Source organism: Candidatus Amarolinea dominans (assembly GCA_016719785.1).
GTDB lineage: Bacteria > Chloroflexota > Anaerolineae > SSC4 > Amarolineaceae > Amarolinea > Amarolinea dominans.
This window is the reverse complement of sequence record JADJYJ010000015.1, coordinates 193027-209627: the sequence shown is the minus strand read 5'-3', so window position 1 is coordinate 209627 and position 16601 is coordinate 193027. Positions and strand designations below refer to the sequence as shown.

At 65.1% G+C, this 16601-nt stretch carries 12 protein-coding genes; 7 read left to right on the top strand and 5 right to left on the bottom strand.

All coding sequences use genetic code 11. From position 1 onward, the window contains the following. Position 1: 1 nt before the first annotated feature. Positions 2 to 817 carry an alpha/beta hydrolase gene (locus tag IPM84_16655; GenBank protein MBK9094367.1) on the top strand — a complete coding sequence of 272 codons (816 nt, stop codon included), beginning with the start codon at positions 2 to 4 and terminating at the stop codon, positions 815 to 817. After that, positions 801 to 1265: an aminoacyl-tRNA hydrolase gene (gene arfB / locus IPM84_16650; GenBank protein ID MBK9094366.1), complete on the top strand. Its 465-nt coding sequence runs from the start codon at positions 801 to 803 to the stop codon at positions 1263 to 1265. Before IPM84_16655 ends, arfB begins: the two co-directional genes overlap by 17 nt. A 20-nt stretch (positions 1266 to 1285) precedes the next feature. Here arfB and IPM84_16645 read toward each other — a convergent pair whose 3' ends face one another. Together IPM84_16645 and IPM84_16640 are read right to left on the bottom strand one after the other, a co-directional pair. Then, the gene (locus tag IPM84_16645) at positions 1286 to 3559 is read right to left on the bottom strand and encodes a transglutaminase domain-containing protein (GenBank protein MBK9094365.1); all 2274 of its coding nucleotides are present in this window, start codon (positions 3557 to 3559) and stop codon (positions 1286 to 1288) included. 2 nt (positions 3560 to 3561) lie between these two features. Next, the gene (locus IPM84_16640; protein ID MBK9094364.1) at positions 3562 to 4863 is read right to left on the bottom strand and encodes a DUF58 domain-containing protein; all 1302 of its coding nucleotides are present in this window, start codon (positions 4861 to 4863) and stop codon (positions 3562 to 3564) included. 106 nt (positions 4864 to 4969) lie between these two features. Here IPM84_16640 and IPM84_16635 point away from each other — a divergent pair, with 106 nt between their 5' ends. Beyond that, a complete protein-coding gene (locus tag IPM84_16635) occupies positions 4970 to 6577 on the top strand; it encodes an AAA-like domain-containing protein (GenBank protein ID MBK9094363.1) in 1608 nt (535 codons plus the stop codon). A 7-nt stretch (positions 6578 to 6584) separates the two neighbouring features. Here IPM84_16635 and IPM84_16630 read toward each other — a convergent pair whose 3' ends face one another. Further along, positions 6585 to 7556 (bottom strand): carbohydrate kinase family protein, encoded by a 972-nt coding sequence (locus IPM84_16630; protein ID MBK9094362.1) that lies wholly within the window; start codon positions 7554 to 7556, stop codon positions 6585 to 6587. A gap of 245 nt (positions 7557 to 7801) precedes the next feature. Between IPM84_16630 and IPM84_16625 the strand changes: the two genes are divergently transcribed. From IPM84_16625 to IPM84_16615, 3 genes are read left to right on the top strand one after another with little or no spacing between them, the layout of a single operon-like run. After that, the gene (locus IPM84_16625) at positions 7802 to 8800 is read left to right on the top strand and encodes a MoxR family ATPase (protein ID MBK9094361.1); all 999 of its coding nucleotides are present in this window, start codon (positions 7802 to 7804) and stop codon (positions 8798 to 8800) included. 25 nt (positions 8801 to 8825) lie between these two features. Next, positions 8826 to 9062, top strand: a complete 237-nt coding sequence (locus tag IPM84_16620) for a hypothetical protein (GenBank protein MBK9094360.1) — start codon at positions 8826 to 8828, stop codon at positions 9060 to 9062. Then, positions 9046 to 9864 carry an HAD-IIA family hydrolase gene (locus tag IPM84_16615; protein MBK9094359.1) on the top strand — a complete coding sequence of 273 codons (819 nt, stop codon included), beginning with the start codon at positions 9046 to 9048 and terminating at the stop codon, positions 9862 to 9864. Before IPM84_16620 ends, IPM84_16615 begins: the two co-directional genes overlap by 17 nt. A gap of 90 nt (positions 9865 to 9954) precedes the next feature. On the opposite strand, the gene IPM84_16610 is transcribed toward IPM84_16615, so the two are convergent. Further along, positions 9955 to 10428 carry a hypothetical protein gene (locus IPM84_16610; GenBank protein ID MBK9094358.1) on the bottom strand — a complete coding sequence of 158 codons (474 nt, stop codon included), beginning with the start codon at positions 10426 to 10428 and terminating at the stop codon, positions 9955 to 9957. Beyond that, on the bottom strand, positions 10415 to 10906 hold the full coding sequence (locus tag IPM84_16605; protein MBK9094357.1) for a (2Fe-2S) ferredoxin domain-containing protein: 492 nt from the start codon (positions 10904 to 10906) through the stop codon (positions 10415 to 10417). The genes IPM84_16610 and IPM84_16605 overlap by 14 nt, the downstream gene beginning before the upstream one ends. A 536-nt stretch (positions 10907 to 11442) precedes the next feature. Between IPM84_16605 and IPM84_16600 the strand changes: the two genes are divergently transcribed. After that, positions 11443 to 15861: a DUF11 domain-containing protein gene (locus IPM84_16600; GenBank protein MBK9094356.1), complete on the top strand. Its 4419-nt coding sequence runs from the start codon at positions 11443 to 11445 to the stop codon at positions 15859 to 15861. The last annotated feature ends 740 nt before the right edge of the window (positions 15862 to 16601 follow it).

The window sequence follows — 16601 nt, the reverse complement described above, 5'->3', positions numbered from 1 at the left end:
TATGCCAACTATCGCTGTAAACAACGTCCGCCTGCGTTACGAAACCTGGGGCGACGGCCCACCCCTGGTCATGCTGCACGGCCTCGGCTCCTGCGCCGATGACTGGGTTTATCAACTGCCCGACCTGGGGCGCCATTTTCGCTGTCTGCCGCTCGACCTGCGCGGGCATGGCCTATCGGATAAACCGCCTGGGCCGTACAGCATGGCGCAGTTTGCCGCCGATGTCAGCGGATTACTGCACACGCTCGACATTGGCCCGGCTCATGTGCTCGGCTTGAGCCTGGGCGGCATGGTTGCGCAGCAGTTGGCCCTGGCCCGGCCTGACCTGGTGCGCAGCCTGGTGCTGATCAACACCATGCCCGGCCCCTGGCCCCCCACGCGTGATGTGCTGCGCACGGCCACGCGCCGCCTGCGTGCGCTGCGCGGACCCGCCGCGGACATGAGCGCGACCGCCACCCTGATTGCGCGCACGCTCTTTCCGCAGGAGGATCAGCGCCTGCTCCACACCTACACCGTGCAACGTATGGCCGCCAACGATCCACACGCCTATCGCCACAGCCTGCGGGCCATCACCCGCTTCTGGCCTGGCCGCGCCTTGCGCCGCATCACCTGCCCGGTGCTGATTCTGGCCGGCACACTCGACACCGTGGTGCCCATGGTCTATAAAGAACGCCTGCGCCGTCTCCTGCCGCAGGCCAGCTTCGTGACTATTGCCAACTCGCGCCATGCCAGCAACCTCGATCAGCCGGACGTCGTCAACCAGGCCATTCTCAACTTCCTGCTCCCGCTCAAGGACCAGCATGTCAACCGCAAGTAACGTCGTGTCCTCTGATTCGATTCAGATCGCGGAGGGCCTTTCCATCCTTTCCATCCCGCTGAGCGAGCTTAGCTTTCGCTTCAGCCGCAGCGGCGGCCCTGGCGGTCAGCACGTCAACCGCACGGAAACCCGCGTGGAGCTGCTGTTCGATGTGGGCCAATCGCCCAGCCTGAATGACGGGCAGCGCCAACGATTGCTCGCGCGCCTGGGTGGTTCGCTCGACAGCGAAGGCGTGCTGCACATCGTCTCCTCGCTCACCCGTAGCCAGCTCGACAACCGGGCCGACACCGTGGCCCGCCTTCAGGTTGTCCTGCGCCGCGCCCTCCATCGTCCCCGTCACCGCGTGGCCACCCGCCCCAGTCGCTCGTCGCGCGAGCAGCGCTTGCACTCGAAACGTCAGCACAGCCAACGCAAGCAAACCAGGGGCCGGGTTGACACTGAGGATTGAGGTCAGTGAAGTCAGTGAAGTCAGTGAAGAAACTTTGGAAGTCTGCGCATTTGCCAGCGCAGCCACCGAGTGCGGCGCCAGCGTTGCCACAGGGTACGCAGTTGCGCAGGGGTCAGAGCAGCCTCTGGCCCGCCGTACAGGCCAGCCTCACAGGCCTGGCTGACGTGATGCATGACGGCGCTCAGATCCGTCAGCGCGTCACCTGCTCGTCCGCGGTTCCGATGCTGCAAATGGGCGCTCAGACCCTGCTCGAACTCGCGCAGCGTCGTGCCTGGCGCCGGCCGGTAGCCCGCGTGCCCGCCCCACTGCATCATGCGCTCGTTCATCTCACTGACGGTCAGCGGCGGCCTGTTGGCGCGCAGTAGCAGCCAGAAAGCTCCCGCGAGGAGAAGCGCGAGGCTGCCAACCCACCAGGCGGCGGCAAAGGGCTGAGCGTTGGCGCTCTGCGTGGGCGTTGATGCCACACTCAGCGGCGCGCGTAACGGCGCAGGCATGGGCCGGGCCGGCGTCGGTTCGAAGGGCACCCACCCTACCCCCTCGAAGTAAACCTCCGGCCAGGAATGGGCGTCGGCCGCGCTGACCACCCAGACACCAGGCGCCACGGTCTGACCGCTGGCGTAGCCCACGGCCAGACGGGCGGGCAACCCCACGCTGCGCGCCATCACCACAAAGGCGCTGGCAAAATAGTCGCAATAGCCCCGCCGTAGATCGAACAGAAAAGCATCCACCAGGTCACGATCAGCCGCGACCAGGGGTACCTTGAGATCATAGGTCAACGTGCGCAGATAGGTCTCGATCTGGCTCGCCTGGTCGTATGGATTCGTTGCACCCGCCGTCACCGTGCGCGCCAAGTCCCGAACGCGTGCCGGCAGCATCTCTGGTAGTTGTTGATAAATATCGAAATTATTATAATAGTTATTGACTATGCGAAGTTTCTCGATGTCATACACCGGCATCACACTCAGCACGGCCACCCGTCGCTGCGGGGTCAGCAGTTCCAGCCCGACCAGGTCGTCCGCCTGGCGAAAGATGGCGCGATAGGCCGCGCTGACCTGCCGCGGCTCCCCGGCGGCCAGCACTAACTGCCCCTCCCCTTGCAGCCACTCCACGGCCTGGCGTACGACAATCTGCGCGCCCTGCCCCGTCTCGCCCTGGGTCGCCAGAGCACGCCAGGGCTGACCCCCGGCCATCTCACGCGTTGTCAGGCGTGCGGCCGGCTCCAGTTGCCAGCCACGTCCGGTGTAGCGCGCAAACGTGGCTTCTTTCCAGTACGGCGACCAATTCTCCGTTTGATAGTCACTTATGGCTATGCGAAACAACTTGTTTTCGACCAAATCGGGGCCTGTGCCCAGCAAATCCTGGCGCGGCAGGCCGCTGGCAGGGGCTGTGCCGGCCAATGGTGAGTACGCCGGGCGGATGATGCCGGGGAAGGTGGCGCGCACGCGGGCTGCGACGGCCTGCCACGGTCGCGCGGCCACCTCCCAGAAGGCGCGCTGCACAGGCGCCAGGGTCAGCGACGGGGCCACGGTGGCAAGCGTCAGCGCGACGAACAGGATCAGGGTCGCGGCCATGCCCTGGTCGAACGCCAACTCGGTGGCATAATCGCTGCCGTGCTGCTCCCAGCCCCGCACCTGCGCACGCACATGCACCACCGCCAGCAGGATCAGCAGCAGGGCCAGGTACCCGCCCACGAAGAGGGCCTGGCGCTCGGCAAAGAAGGCGTTGGTGGCCAGCGCCAGGCCGACCGGCAGCAGGGCCAGCCAGGCCCGCGAGCCGTCGGGCCGCAAGAGCCAGTAGCCAAGCCAGGCATGGATTGCCCAGACGAACGCAGCCAGCAGCAGGCGAAAGCTCGTGTTGCTGGCATCTGCGGCGCCCAGTCCGACTACAAAACCCTGCACGCGCCAGGCGGTTTCGGTAAACAGCGGCCACCACAAGTCGTCAGGCAAGGGTGCGCCTTGCCAACGCTGCCAACTCCAGGCCAGGGAGCGGGCGACATCCCACAACACCCGCCAGAAAGAGGGCAGCAAAGCGCCCACGGCGTTGGCGACCGCCAGCAGGCCCAGCAGGCCGCCGGTCAGCAGCAAAGATGCGGCGCGCCAGCGACGTTGGCTCAACCACCAGCCCGCCAGCAGTGCCACGAACGCCAGACTGCCCAGCGGGTCGCGCTGCGGCGTCCAGCGGGCCGCGTGGATGGCCGCGGGCAGCAGCAGCGCCAGCAAAACGGCCAGGAACGGCAGCAGCCAGCCGCTGCGCGGGCGCAGGTGGCGAAACAGCCAGATGAGGAGTCGGTCCACGATCAGACCTCCTCCACCACGTCACGACTGATGACGCGGCCGGTAGCCAGGGTGCGCAGATCAGTGCGCGTGCGGCGGTAGGTGATGAGCGGGCGCCGCGCCAGATGCCGATCGAGCAGATGCGTGGTGATGCCCTGGCGCGCCAGGGTGGCACGCAAGGCCAGGGTGGCGGCGCCCGGAGTTGGCGCAGGCGGTTCTGCAAATGAAGCGGCATCGAGCAGAATGGCCGCGGGCGCGACGCCGCGGGCCTGCAGGAGCAGAAAGGCCGGCAGCCAGTCGGCCTGCGTGGTCGGGGTGATGACGGCCAGGGTGATGCCGTGCCCCAGGCTGCTGCGTATCGCTGTCAGCGTGCGCGCCAGGGGCCAGGCCGGCGAGGTGTCGCTGGCGGCCAGGCTGTGCAGGATGCGCCAGAGCTGCGCCTCGCCGCGCTGAGGTGGCAGCAGGAGCGGTTCCCGGCCAAAAGCCACGATACCGACGGCCCGATTGCGGCGCAGCCAATGGGCAGCCAGGGATGCAGCCAGGACGATGGCGAACTCCTCGGTGCCATCCAGGCCCTGGCCCACCTGCACCGCAGCATCGAGATCGGCCACGATCCAGAGGTTGCCGGCCGGCTCCTGGTCGAACTCGCGCACCATCAAGGCGTCACGGTGCGCGGTGATGCCCCAGGCCACGCGGCGCAGGCTGTCGCCTGGCGCCCAGGGGCGCACACTGGCGACCGTCAGATCGCTTTCCAGGGCTTTACGCGTGGCGCGGGCGCGGCCACTGGCGCCACCGCGCGGCAGTTCTAACGGCGGCAGGCTGACCACCCGCGGATAGACCAGGATGGATTGAGTGAGGGCATAGTGTTGGGTGAGGGTAAACAGGCCAAAGGGGTCGGACATGATGACGTCCCAGGGGCCAAGGGTGAAGAGGCCGCGCTGCTGGCAAATCGCGGTGGTGTGCCACGCGGTGATTGCGCTGGGGCCGGCCGCCATCACCCGGTTGGCCGTATACGCGGGCAGGGTCGAATGATCTACGATTTCTGCGGCCAGTACGGGCAGGGCGCCACGGTTGACCAGTTCCCACATCTCCTCCAGCGCGTCCCCGGCTACCACCCAGGCGCCGCGCTGACGCCGGGTCAAGCTGACATCGGTCGCCAGCCGGTGCAGCCAGGCGAAGCACAGGCCAAGCGTGGTTGCCAACCCGACCAGCAGAATCGTCCACACGACCGAGGGCGTCACGAGCTGCAAGGCGAGCAGCAGCGCGATCAACGCCAGCGGTGTGCGAGAGGGCATGGTCAGGCGAGAAGTTGTCTCTTGCTTCATATTAGAAGGAGTGTAACCAAGGCGTAGCAGAAAGTCAAGGCTGCTCTCGGTGTGGTATAATTCACCCCAGACAATTCAGGACGAAACCAAGAGAGGATCAGGGGCGATGCGATACTTCAACACCCACGGGCCGGTCAATGCCAGTACACATTTCGTGGTGCCGCGCACGGCGCTTGTGAATCACCTGGTGGAACAGATTGACGCAGGCCATTATTTCACCATCTACGCCCCGCGGCAGATGGGCAAGACGACTCTGCTCTACAGTCTGGTTGATCGGCTGGCAGCCCAGCCAGACTTTGTGCCCGTTTTCCTGAGTTTTCAGGCTTTCGAGAATTGGCCGGTGCCCGATTTTCTCACCCAATTCGGAAGGCTCTTGCAGCGGGAAATCATGGCCGGGTTGAAACACGGGACACACGTGTCAAGCGCACGCGTGACCGACTCGGCGTTTTCTTCGAAAATCGCCAGGGTGGCGCAGAGCCAGGTTGACAGTTACATGGCCCTGTGGAATCTGTTCGATCAAATCAGCGATGCGGCGCCGCAGATCAGGGTGGTGCTCATCATTGACGAATTCGACGCGACGCCTCTCGAAGCGATCTCGCCGCTGCTGCAGGCCTGGCGAGACATGTATCTCAGCCGCCGAATACCGCGCGCCTTGCACAGCGTAATCCTGGTTGGCCTGCAGAATATCGCCACGCTGAACCTGGGACGCAGCTCGCCGTTCAACATTGCCCGCCAACTGCGCCTGGAAGGTTTCAGCCCGGACGAAGTGCTACAGTTGTTGGCGGACTTCACGACGGAAACCGGCCAGGGGTTTGCAGAAGGCGTTGCGGAGGAAATTCACAGGCTGAGCGGCGGCCACCCCTTCCTTGTCAATCGCCTGGCTGCCATCCTGACCGAGGAGGTAGCGCCCGATCGCACGCGTACGATTAGCGAAGCCGACCTGCAGGCCGCGCGGCGACAACTGGAAACCGAAACCAACTATAATTTTGAGAGCCTGGTGCGCCACGCGCAGGTCTACCGGGACGATGTGTTGAACATGCTGTTCGGCGCCGACTATGAGTTCAATCTCAACAATCCGCTGGTCCATGCCTTGTATTTGCACGGGGTCATCACCCGCGGGGCGGACGGAAATTGCCGCGTGGCCAATCCGATCTACACAGCCGTTCTCCTGGCAGCCTTCCGGCCGCTGCGCCTGCGCCTGATGGGTGATATTCTGGCGAACGGTTTCGATTTTCGCACCCTGGTGATAGACGGTGTCCTGCAGATGAGCGCGGTTCTGTCGCAGTTCCGCCAGTTCGTAGAGCGCCGCGGCCGCGCCGCCTTCAAGGTGAGTGAAACGCCGCAGGAGGCCACAGGGCAGTATCTGCTCACGGCCTACCTGGATTTGCTGGCGCGCCAGGTCGGCGCTGAAGTATTCACCGAGGTGCCGTCAGGCGCTGGCATTCTCGATGTGATCGTGCTGCATCGGGGCCGGCGCTACGTGATCGAAACCAAGATCTGGCGCGGTCAGGTGTCATTCGAAGCGGGGTTGGCGCAGTTGTGCGGCTACCTGGCGAGCGAAAGCGAACAGACCGGTTATTTCGTGGTCTTCCACGCGCGGCCCGGCGTCTACGGGCAACTGCCGGATGAGCGTCTGGAATTTGCCTGGGAACAGGAGCATGTGCGGGTTTTCGTTTACCTGGTGCGCCTGGGCGCGATCTTCGACGCGGCGTAAGTCCTGGCTAGCCGGCCGCGTCCAGCATCGCCAATGTCTCCTCCCAGGTGCCAATGCCGGCCGCGGCGCCCAGAGATGTGACGCACTGCGCGCCAACCGCGTTGGCCAGACGCGCGGCTGCCGCCAAATCCCAGCCGCGCCAGAGGGCGGCGAGCAGCCCGGCGGCAAAGGCATCGCCCGCGCCGGTGGCATCCAGCGCAGCGGCCGGAAAGCCCGGCACGGTCAGCGCAGGGGCGGCCGCCGTCTTGACCAGGCAGCCCGCCGCGCCCAGCTTGATGACCACTGCGCTTACGCCCGCTGCCAGCAGCGCCTGACCGGCCGCATCCGGGGTCTGACAGCCGGTCAGCGCCTGCGCCTCGGCCAGATTGGGCAGGAAAAGGTGTACGAACGGCAGCGCAGGGCCGAGCATCTGCATCCAACGTCCGGTGTCGTCCCAAATGATGTCGAGCGATGTGAGTGCGCCCAACTGCCGGGCGCGGGCGAGAAGCTCCGCCAGGGGCGCGCCGTCCAGACCAGGCAGGACGAGCGCGCCGGCCACATGCACGAGGGGCGCCCGTTCGATCAGACCCCAGTCCACATCGGCCAGGGTCAGGTGCGCATTGGCGCCCACCGCGTGAATGAAGCGTCGCTCGCCATCCGGGTCAACCAGGGCCAGGGTGCAGGAGGTGCCGGCGCCGGCCGTGCGCCGCAGGCCGGCCAGGCCAATGCCGCGGCGCCCCAATTCCTGCCGCAAGAACTCGCCCAACGCATCCGCGCCGGTGCGCGCGATCAGTTCAACCGGCACGCCCAGCCGGGCCAGGGCAGACGCGGTGTTGCCGCCGCTGCCGCCGCTGTAAAGGCCGATCGAATCCACCAGCGCCTGGCGGCCGGGCGCGGGCACGGTGCGCAGCGGATGGGCCACCAGGTCGGCCACGACGGAACCGATGCAGACGACCGGGCCGCGCCGGTCACGAGGATCAAGAGATGAGAATGCGTTCATGCCGCTCATTATACCATGTGGCCGCCGGGCGCGGGCGGCAGTTCCAAATGTAGCCTGGTTTTTAACCACAGATGCGTTTTCTCCGAAAACGCAGAGATCACAAAGAACGCAGAGAAGTTGCCGATTTGCGTCTGATCTGCCGTTTCTTTGTGTTCACCAACCCCCGCATGTGCTCTTTGTGGTTGAATGTGTGCTACATTTGGAACTGCCCGTCGCCGGGCGGGCAAGTTGACTTCGATTCTCACATGCACTACAATGGCGGCCTGGGCGGGGAGCCGTCCAAGTTGGCAGGCGGTGGAGGCAGCGTGGATTTTACACAGTTCAACCAGGCGGTGCAGCACAATGTGGGCCAGGTGATCATCGGTAAGGCGTCGGCCATCGAGCTGCTGCTGGTGGCGCTGTTGAGCGACGGCCATGTGCTGATCGAGGACGTGCCGGGCATCGGCAAGACCACCCTGGCTAAGGCCCTGGCGCGCAGCATCAGCAGCAGCTTCGCCCGCATTCAGTTTACGCCTGACCTGCTGCCCAGCGATGTGACCGGCATCAGCTTCTTCAACCAAAGGGAGCAGGCATTCGAGTTCCGTCAAGGCCCGGTGTTCAGTCAACTCCTGCTGGCCGATGAGATCAACCGCGCGACGCCTCGCACGCAGTCCGCGCTGCTGGAGGCGATGCAGGAGCGTCAGGTGACGGTGGATGCAGAGACCTACGCCTTGCCCCGGCCCTTCCTGGTGTTGGCAACGCAGAATCCCATCGAATTGGAAGGAACCTTTCCGTTGCCAGAGGCGCAGCTCGATCGCTTCGTGCTGCAGATTCGCCTGGGCTATCCCGATGAAACCGAGGAGGAGCAGATGCTGCTGCGTTATCAACAGGCGGAGCCGTTGGTGCAGCTACAGCCCGTGGCCACGATTGACGACGTGATCGCCTTGCAGTCTGCGGTGCGCGCGATCCATGTCAGCACCGACGTGCGTCGCTATGTGGTGCAGGTGATCCGCGCGACGCGCGCGCATCCGTCGGTGGAACTCGGCGTTTCGCCGCGTGGCACACTGGCCCTGGCCCGCGCCAGTCAGGCCCTGGCCGCGCTGCGCGGACGCGATTATGTCATTCCCAGCGATGTGCAGCACCTGGCCGCGGCCGTGCTGACGCACCGCGTGCATGTCAGCCCGCAGACGCGCCTGCGCGGCCGCACACCGCAGCAGGTGATCGCCGAGATTGCCGCGACCGTGCCGGCGCCGGTCGCAAGCTAGGCATACAGAACTAATGAACACGGATTTGAAAACAATGTGGCTGCGGCGCAGTCTACCGGTGCGGGTTGGGTTGGGCTTTGCCGCGGCCGGGGTTCTGCTGGCGCTCATCGGCATCGTGCGCGGGAACGTTCCCCTCAATCTGCTCTCCATCGTGCTGGCGCTGGCGATTTCCGGCGGAGGCTGGTTCCTGGTCAGTTGGGCCATTGCCACGGCCGCGGTGGACGTGGAGCAGGATCTACATGAACATGATTCCGACCACTGACGCCGGCTCATTGCGCCAGGCCAGCATTGGCGCGCTGCTCTTCGACATGGATGGCGTCATCTATCGGGGCAATGCGGCCATCCCCGGCGCCGCGGCGCTCATCGCCAATCTGCAGGCGCACCAAACTCCCTTTCTGTTCCTGACCAACAACGCCACGCTGACCGCAGCACAGTTTCAGGCCAAATTGGCAATCCTGGGCATCTACGTGGAGCAGGCGGCCGTCTTCACCAGCAGTATGGCAACAGCCGCCTGGCTGAGCCGGCAAGCGCCGCCGGGCGCGCCGGTTCTGGTCGTTGGGGAAGCAGGCTTGCGCCAGCCGGTGCTGGCCGCGGGCCTGACCGTGGTGACAGACTGGCGTCAGGCCGCCTGGGTGGCCGTGGGACTCGATCGTGAGGCCACCTGGTCTTCATTGAGGGATGCTGCGCTGGCCATCCGTGCCGGCGCCCGCTTCGTAGCCACCAACAGTGACGCCACGCTGCCGAGCGAGGAGGGTGAACTGCCGGGCGCCGGCGCTCTCGTCGCCTTCCTGCGCACCGCCACCGGCGTCGAGCCGACGGTGGTGGGCAAGCCGCAGGTCGCCATGTTCGAGCAGGCGCTGGCGCGACTGGGTGTGAGCGCGGCGCAAACGGTCATGGTCGGCGACCGTGTGGAGACCGACATCGTCGGTGGACAGGCTGCGGGCCTGCGCACCATCGGCGTGCTCAGCGGCGTCAGCAGCGCCGCAGCCTTCGCGCAAACCGTCCCGCCCCCCACCTGGGTCTTCGACAGCGTCGCCGAAATCAACCTGGCGCTATTTGAGTAACGCGCCTTCTCCCCTTGCGCAGGCTGGCTGCTCCACACATCGCTGGGCAAGACGACATCGCCATCCACAACACATGCTCCTTACAGGGAATTAGCCCTCGCGCTGCCACTCGAAGGAGCGGGCGGCCAGCCATTCGATGTGTGCGTAAAGGAATGGGTCGTCCATCTCCCGACGGGCATCGGCCACCCAGGGCATGATCGCCTCCCAGGTGTTGAGGCCGATCTCGCCGATGAGCCGGAACACCGCATCTTCCGGCAGCAGATTGCGGCGCAGCAGATCGCCGAGCGTTTCCACGAACAGGAGCACCCGCTGCAAGTAACGCAGTTCGCGGCTGCCGGCCGGGTATTTGCGCTTGACATCCCCCCAGGTATTGACCCCAAACTCGAAACGCAGCCAGGTGTAGGCCGCGTCGAAATCATCGCTGGTGATGATCTGGCAGATCTGCAGAAGTGCCGCAGCCTCGCCGGTAGCCCCACTGCCCATTGTGGTCAGCGGGGCCTCTGCCCGCGTCGAGTTGGCAGGGAGTGACGGGAGTACCGTTCGATTGCGTCTAAACAGCGGCATCGTCGCGCTCCTCTGCAACACCAGGGGTGGCGGCTGCTTCAGCCGCCGCGCGCAGCTCGGCGTAAAGGGCGGCGCGGCGCTTGTCGTTGGCCTTTTCCTGTTTTTCCAGGTCCTGCACGGCCGGCGGATAATGAGCGGTCTCCTTATTATTACCCGGCGGGGCGTTGTAGAGCAGGCGCGCCACCGGGCGACTCCCAGGGGGAGCGCCGGGCTGGCCGTGCAACAGGTGTGACTCGAAGATTTCGTCAACGTCGGCAGGCTGCACATGGGCGTACCAAACCGCGTCGGGGTAGATCACCAGGTTGGGGCCATGCCCGCACTGATTGAGGCAGCCAGAGCGATTGATACGAATCTCATTCTGCAGGCCGGCCGCGGCCACTCGCGCCTTGAGGCGTTTGAGCACTTGCTCGGTATCTCCATCGAAGGGGCAGAAGGCGCCGTAGGTGCAAACAAAGACATGCTGGCGGTATTGTCCCATTGAAATTCGTCCGTTTCTCCTGGTTTGTTCGGTAGTGCTGTAGCATGATAGCTGTGGTATGATAATAGAAAGGCGAACGCCTGTCAATGATGGATTGGCAGGCGGATGCATTTCAGTCCTGGGGCATAGCCCACGCAAGTGGGCTTCGCAGTCGTTGCAGCGACTTGCAGTCGCCTGCGTGTAGGTGGTCTCTTGGGCCGATTGTACTATATCCCAGATAAAGCCGTATTTCTATACTGAACGGCGTCACCTCCGAGACTGTTGATTACGCAGGACAGGGTAATGACAGTCATTTGATTCGTAAGCATCAGGCGCGATGATAACGATACAATGCGGGCGAACGCGTGACCTGGCGTGAGCGTCTGCGTCTTGTTCTTGGGCCGACGTTTGTTCGGACTGTCGTAAAGGCATATGTTGACCGAGCGCACCGTGAGTTCAGCAGGACACACCTGCCCGGGGCGCCTGAGATGGTTTGAATGCCCCCTAGCTTCCCCGCTATCTGAGAAGAGATCGTTATTTGTCGTTGGAGGCTCTCTATGATGACTTTTCGTTTTTCGCATCAGCGCGCGCGGCGGTTCAGACTACTCTACATCGCCGTCATCATGACTATGCTCGTCAGCCTGTTCCCGCAGGTTGTTGGCCAGCCGGTGCCCACCGCCAGTGCCCACAACTTGAACGCCTCTGTTGTTTATGTCTACTTCGACGCTGACACCCAGGCCTACCTCGATGGCTTGATTGCCACGAACCAGCGCCCGGCCGGGCAGCCCTTGCTGCGCGCCGGCGACGAGCTAGGCATCATCATTAAGGCGGTGCCTGACCTGGGCACCACGACCGGCGTGGGCGGCTACTCCACCTTCTACGTCCCCAACGGGCTGCAGGTGACCGACGCAGCCTACATCATGCCCGGCGATCTCAACGCCGACGGCATCACCGGCTTCGACAAGGTGCCGATGAAGGGCCAGGCCCAAATGCCCATCGTGGGCGCGGGCGGCGATCCGACGGTCAGCCTGGTGGGCATCACCCGCGGCCCGAATATCCTGGGCGTAACCAGCCCCATCGTGACCGCAGGCAACACCAACCTGGGCACGGTGGTCGGCGTGTACGGCGACACCGGCATCTTCTACTCCACCGCGCCTGAGACCGCCTTCGGCACCTATACCGGCGGCATTATCAAGAATAACAGCGGTGACACGGTGGGCCTGCGCACAGTTCTGGGCACGACGCTCAACAAGTGGGATGCCTGGCAGGAGGCGGGGTACGGCATCGCCGGTACGACCAATCCCGCCTATCCTGCCGCCGCCCTGATTGACTCCAACCAGCGCGGCTACGCGCCGTGGGGCCTCGCCAACGTGGTGGCCGGCCCACAGAGCGGCTACGCCTGGGAGTTCGATTTCGCCAAATACACGGCCTGCGACCCCACCCCGACCGGGACTCCGCTGGCCAATTGTATTGATCAGGCCACGCAGGACATCGGTCCCTGGCAGCGCATCAAGTATCCGGGCAGCCAGTTCTCGGACGACCCTCCAGGTGGTTCGCCGAACCCGCCCTACGCCATTCCCTACACGCGCGGAGCCGACGCCAGCAACTCAGGCTTTGACCTGACGACCGGCGACCTGCCGCAGACCACCGGCCAGTCCAACGGCACGCCTACGGCGGTGCGCTGGGCCTACGGCCAGCAAACCCTGTACCAACCTGAGTACATGTGGATCAAGGTCAAAGTCCACGACGCCACCGCCATCCTCGATGCAACCGGCTGTCCCAAGTGGACCGTGGACACCTTCGGCGGCGACGCCGGCGGCGACAGCGGCGGCAAGGACCACATCTGGCGCTACTACGACCCCAACAGCGTCACCTTCAACGGCTGTCTGGCCATCGGCAAGCCAGCGACCCGCGAGTTGGTCAAGGTTGGCGACTACTACCAATACAAGGTTAAGCTGTACAACGCCGGCGCCAACAATTTCAGCACCGTGCAGATTCAGGACACGCTGCCCAGCGGCGCCACCTACATCAGCGCCGTGCCCGCGCCGAGCAACGTCTCCCTCCCGAACCTCACCTGGACCGTTGCGCCCTTCCTGCAGAGCCAGATGTTCGAGGCGACTGTCACGGTCAAGGCCAGCAGCAGCGGCCTCATCACCAACAAGGTCTGCGCCTCTGGCGTCACCACACCGGGCGGCCAAACCATCAACAGCTGCGGCCAGGACATCACGGTCGCCGGCAACCAGCCCCTCCTGCGCCAAACCAAGACTGTCACGCCTGCGGCGGTGGCGCCCGGCGGCACCGTTGCCTACACCATTGATATCCTCAATGTCGGCAGTGGCCCCAGCAGCAGCCCGGTGGTCATCACCGAGTACCTGCCCACCGGCTTCACCTACACCGGCGCGATTCCCGGCACCGTCACAGCGACCGTCAACGGCGCCAGCGTCACCGCGTCTGTCTCAGGCACGGCGGTGCAGCCGATCTTCAGCATACCGTCGGTCATCAACGCGGGGCAGAGCCTGGTGCTGACGTTCAGCGCGCTGGTGTCGGCCTCAATCACGGCCGGCAATTACACGAACTCCTTCCGCACCAGCGAGGGCGGCATCAACCACATCACGGGCGCGCTGGCGGGCGTGGACGTGGGCGGCGGGACCATCGGCGACACCGTCTATCGCGACTGGAACGGCAACGGTGTGCAGGACCCCGAGGATGAGGGATTGCTCGGCATGACAGTCAACCTCTATGCCGGCGCCTGCCCGCCCAGCGGCGGCGTGATCCAGACGCAGACCACCAGCGCCAGCGGCTTCTATCAGTTTACCGGCCTGGGCGCCAACACCTATTGTGTGGATCCGGTCGGCCCGGCGAGCTACACGCTCACGCAGGGGACCGATCCCACGCAGGTGACGCTGACGCTGGGGCAGAAGCGACTCAATGTGGACTTCGGCTATCGTCCCGGCGGCGCTGGCTCCATCGGCGACCTGGTCTTCGATGACAAGGGCAATGACGGGACCTTCAACGGCGCGGACGTGGGCATCCCCAACGTGACCGTGAAACTGTACGAAGACACCAACGGCAACGGCATCATTGACGCCGGCGACGCCCTGATCGGCACCGCGCAGACTGATGCGAATGGACTTTACAGCTTTACCGGCCTGGCCGAGGGGCTGAGCTACATCGTGGACGTGGATCAGACCGATCCCGACATCGCAAGCTACTTCGGCGGCGGCGTCATCCAGCAGTCCACGGTGGATCCGCGCTCCGTTCAGGGCCTGACCGGCGCCTACACCGCGGCCGACTTCGGCTTCTACAAGGTGGTGCCCGGCTCCATCGGCGATCAGGTCTTCTATGACCTCGACGCCGACGGCGTGTTCGACAGCGGGGAGCCCGGCCTGGCGAACGTGGACGTCAAGCTCTACCAGGACACGAATGGCAACGGCGTGGTGGATGCGGGCGAGCCGCTGCTGGCGACCACGACCACCGACGCCGCCGGCGTCTACAGCTTCAATAACCTGCCGGCCGGAACCTACGTCGTAGATGTGGTCCAGACCGACCCCGACGTCCCGGCCTCGCTGGCGCCTTCTCTCGACCCCATCGCCGTGACGTTGGGCGTGGCCCAGGCCAGGACCGACGTGGACTTCCCCTTCGTCCAGGCGCTGACCAAGACGGTTGACCTGACGAGCGCCGCCCCCGGCCAACAGCTCACCTACACGGTCTACCCGCGCTACTTCGGCACGAGTCTCCTGACCGGCGCCGTGATCAACGACACGCTCCCGGTGGGCACGACCTATGTCGCCGCCAGCATCACCGCCGGCGGCGAGGCCGTGGACGGGACGGATCCGCCGGACGGCGTGGTGGACTTCATGGCTGGGACGCAGGCAGCAACGCCGTGGGCAAGTGGGCTACAGCGGCGGCACGGCCACTGTGTCCCGGCCACGCAGACCATCGTCGCCAGCAAAGACACCTACATTGATTCCAATGACCTCAACGCGAACTATGGCACACAGAACAACATCTCGATCGACTCCGACAGGGTGTATCACGGTCTGGTCCAGTTCACGCTGCCGACCCTCCCCACCGGCGCCGTGCTCGACAAGGCCGATCTGCTGCTCACAGTGGCCGGCGGTCAGAACGCAGACAGGACTGTCAGTGTCCGCAAACTGCTGAAAGGCCCCTGGACGGAGGGCACATCCAACAACACCTGCACCACCGGCGCCGCCTGGCAAGGCCCCAACTGCACCGACACCTGGACCAGCGGTAACTTCAGCAGCAGCGACTATGGGCCGCAATTGGGCGCCGCCATCGCGCCGGCGGCCTCCAACACAACCTACGCAACCGTGGTCACAAACGCGGTGAACGACTGGTACGCCACGCCCAGCGCCAACTACGGGCTCGTGCTGCTGGCGGCCGGTTCCGACACCGGGACGGTCACGTTCGATGCAAGAAACCAAGCCGGCACCGAACCCAGGCTGCTGCTCACCTATCGCGTCCCCACCGCGGGCGGCTGCAGCGGCACGGCCACGTTGACCGACATCGCCGACACCTACATCCAGGAAGACAGCGACGGCAATGACAACTTCGGCACGGACAATGTGATGAAGGTTCGGCCGCAGAGTCTCAGGCACAAGCACGCGCTGCTTCTGTTCGACGTGAACGGCATCCCCGTCGGCGCCACGATCAACGCGGCACCCTCAAGGTCTATGTATCCACCAATAAGACCCTCACAACCAGCGAGATCCATCGCATGGTCACCGCCTGGACGGAGGGGACGGACGCCACCAACGGCGCCCAGTGGAACGATCCCAACGGCACCGGCACGGCGGGTACGTGGGCCGCGGGCGCCTTCGGCACCGCCGACTACAACGCCACCACTGTCGGCGCCATCACCCCCAGCACCAAACTCTTCAAGACGGCTGACGTCAAGAGCCTGGTCCTGGGCTGGCAGACCGGCGCCTTCGCCAACAACGGCCTGGTGCTGCTGACCACGGGCACGGCCACCGGCGATGCCGCCTACGCCAGCCGCGAGAACGGCACTGTTGCCAACCGCCCCGTCATCAATGTGACCTGGACCATCCCGCCCAGCGACCCCACGCGCGTCAACACGGTGAGCGCCGGGCCACTGCTGGTGGTGGAAGGGGACAAGATCAACGTCAACATGGTCTTGCAGAACACCACCGCCTCGGCCGTGACGGGTGTCACCCCCAGCGCCCTCACCGTCACCGCCTCGGGCGCGGGCGCGTATAGCTGCGCCACCCTCACCGGCCCCAACCCGGCCAGCCAGACCGTGCCGGCCAACGGCTCGGCCACCTTCACCTGGACCTGCACCACCAGCACCGCGCCGACCGTGCCGGGCAACCTGACCTTCAGCGCCACGGCCAGCGGCGACGCAGGCGCCACCACCTTCGCTTCCAGCACGTCCCAAAGCGTGATCGTCACCCCGCCCCTCACTTTCAAGGCGCAGGTAAACAACCCGCCCGGCGTGAACGTGGCCACCAACCAGGCCGACATGACCCTGGCCTTCCCGGCCACTCAGGGCAACGTCTGCTACGTCATGGCCGACGGTTATGGCGTTAATGATGTGGACTACCTGCGCCAGGTGGATCGCACGACGGGCGCCGTCACCCCGGCCACTCCCAACCCGGCCGGCACACAGAGCATCGGGGCCATGTCCTGGAGCTGGACTACCTCCGGCTCTACGCCGTGAACGCCAACCAGATGGGGA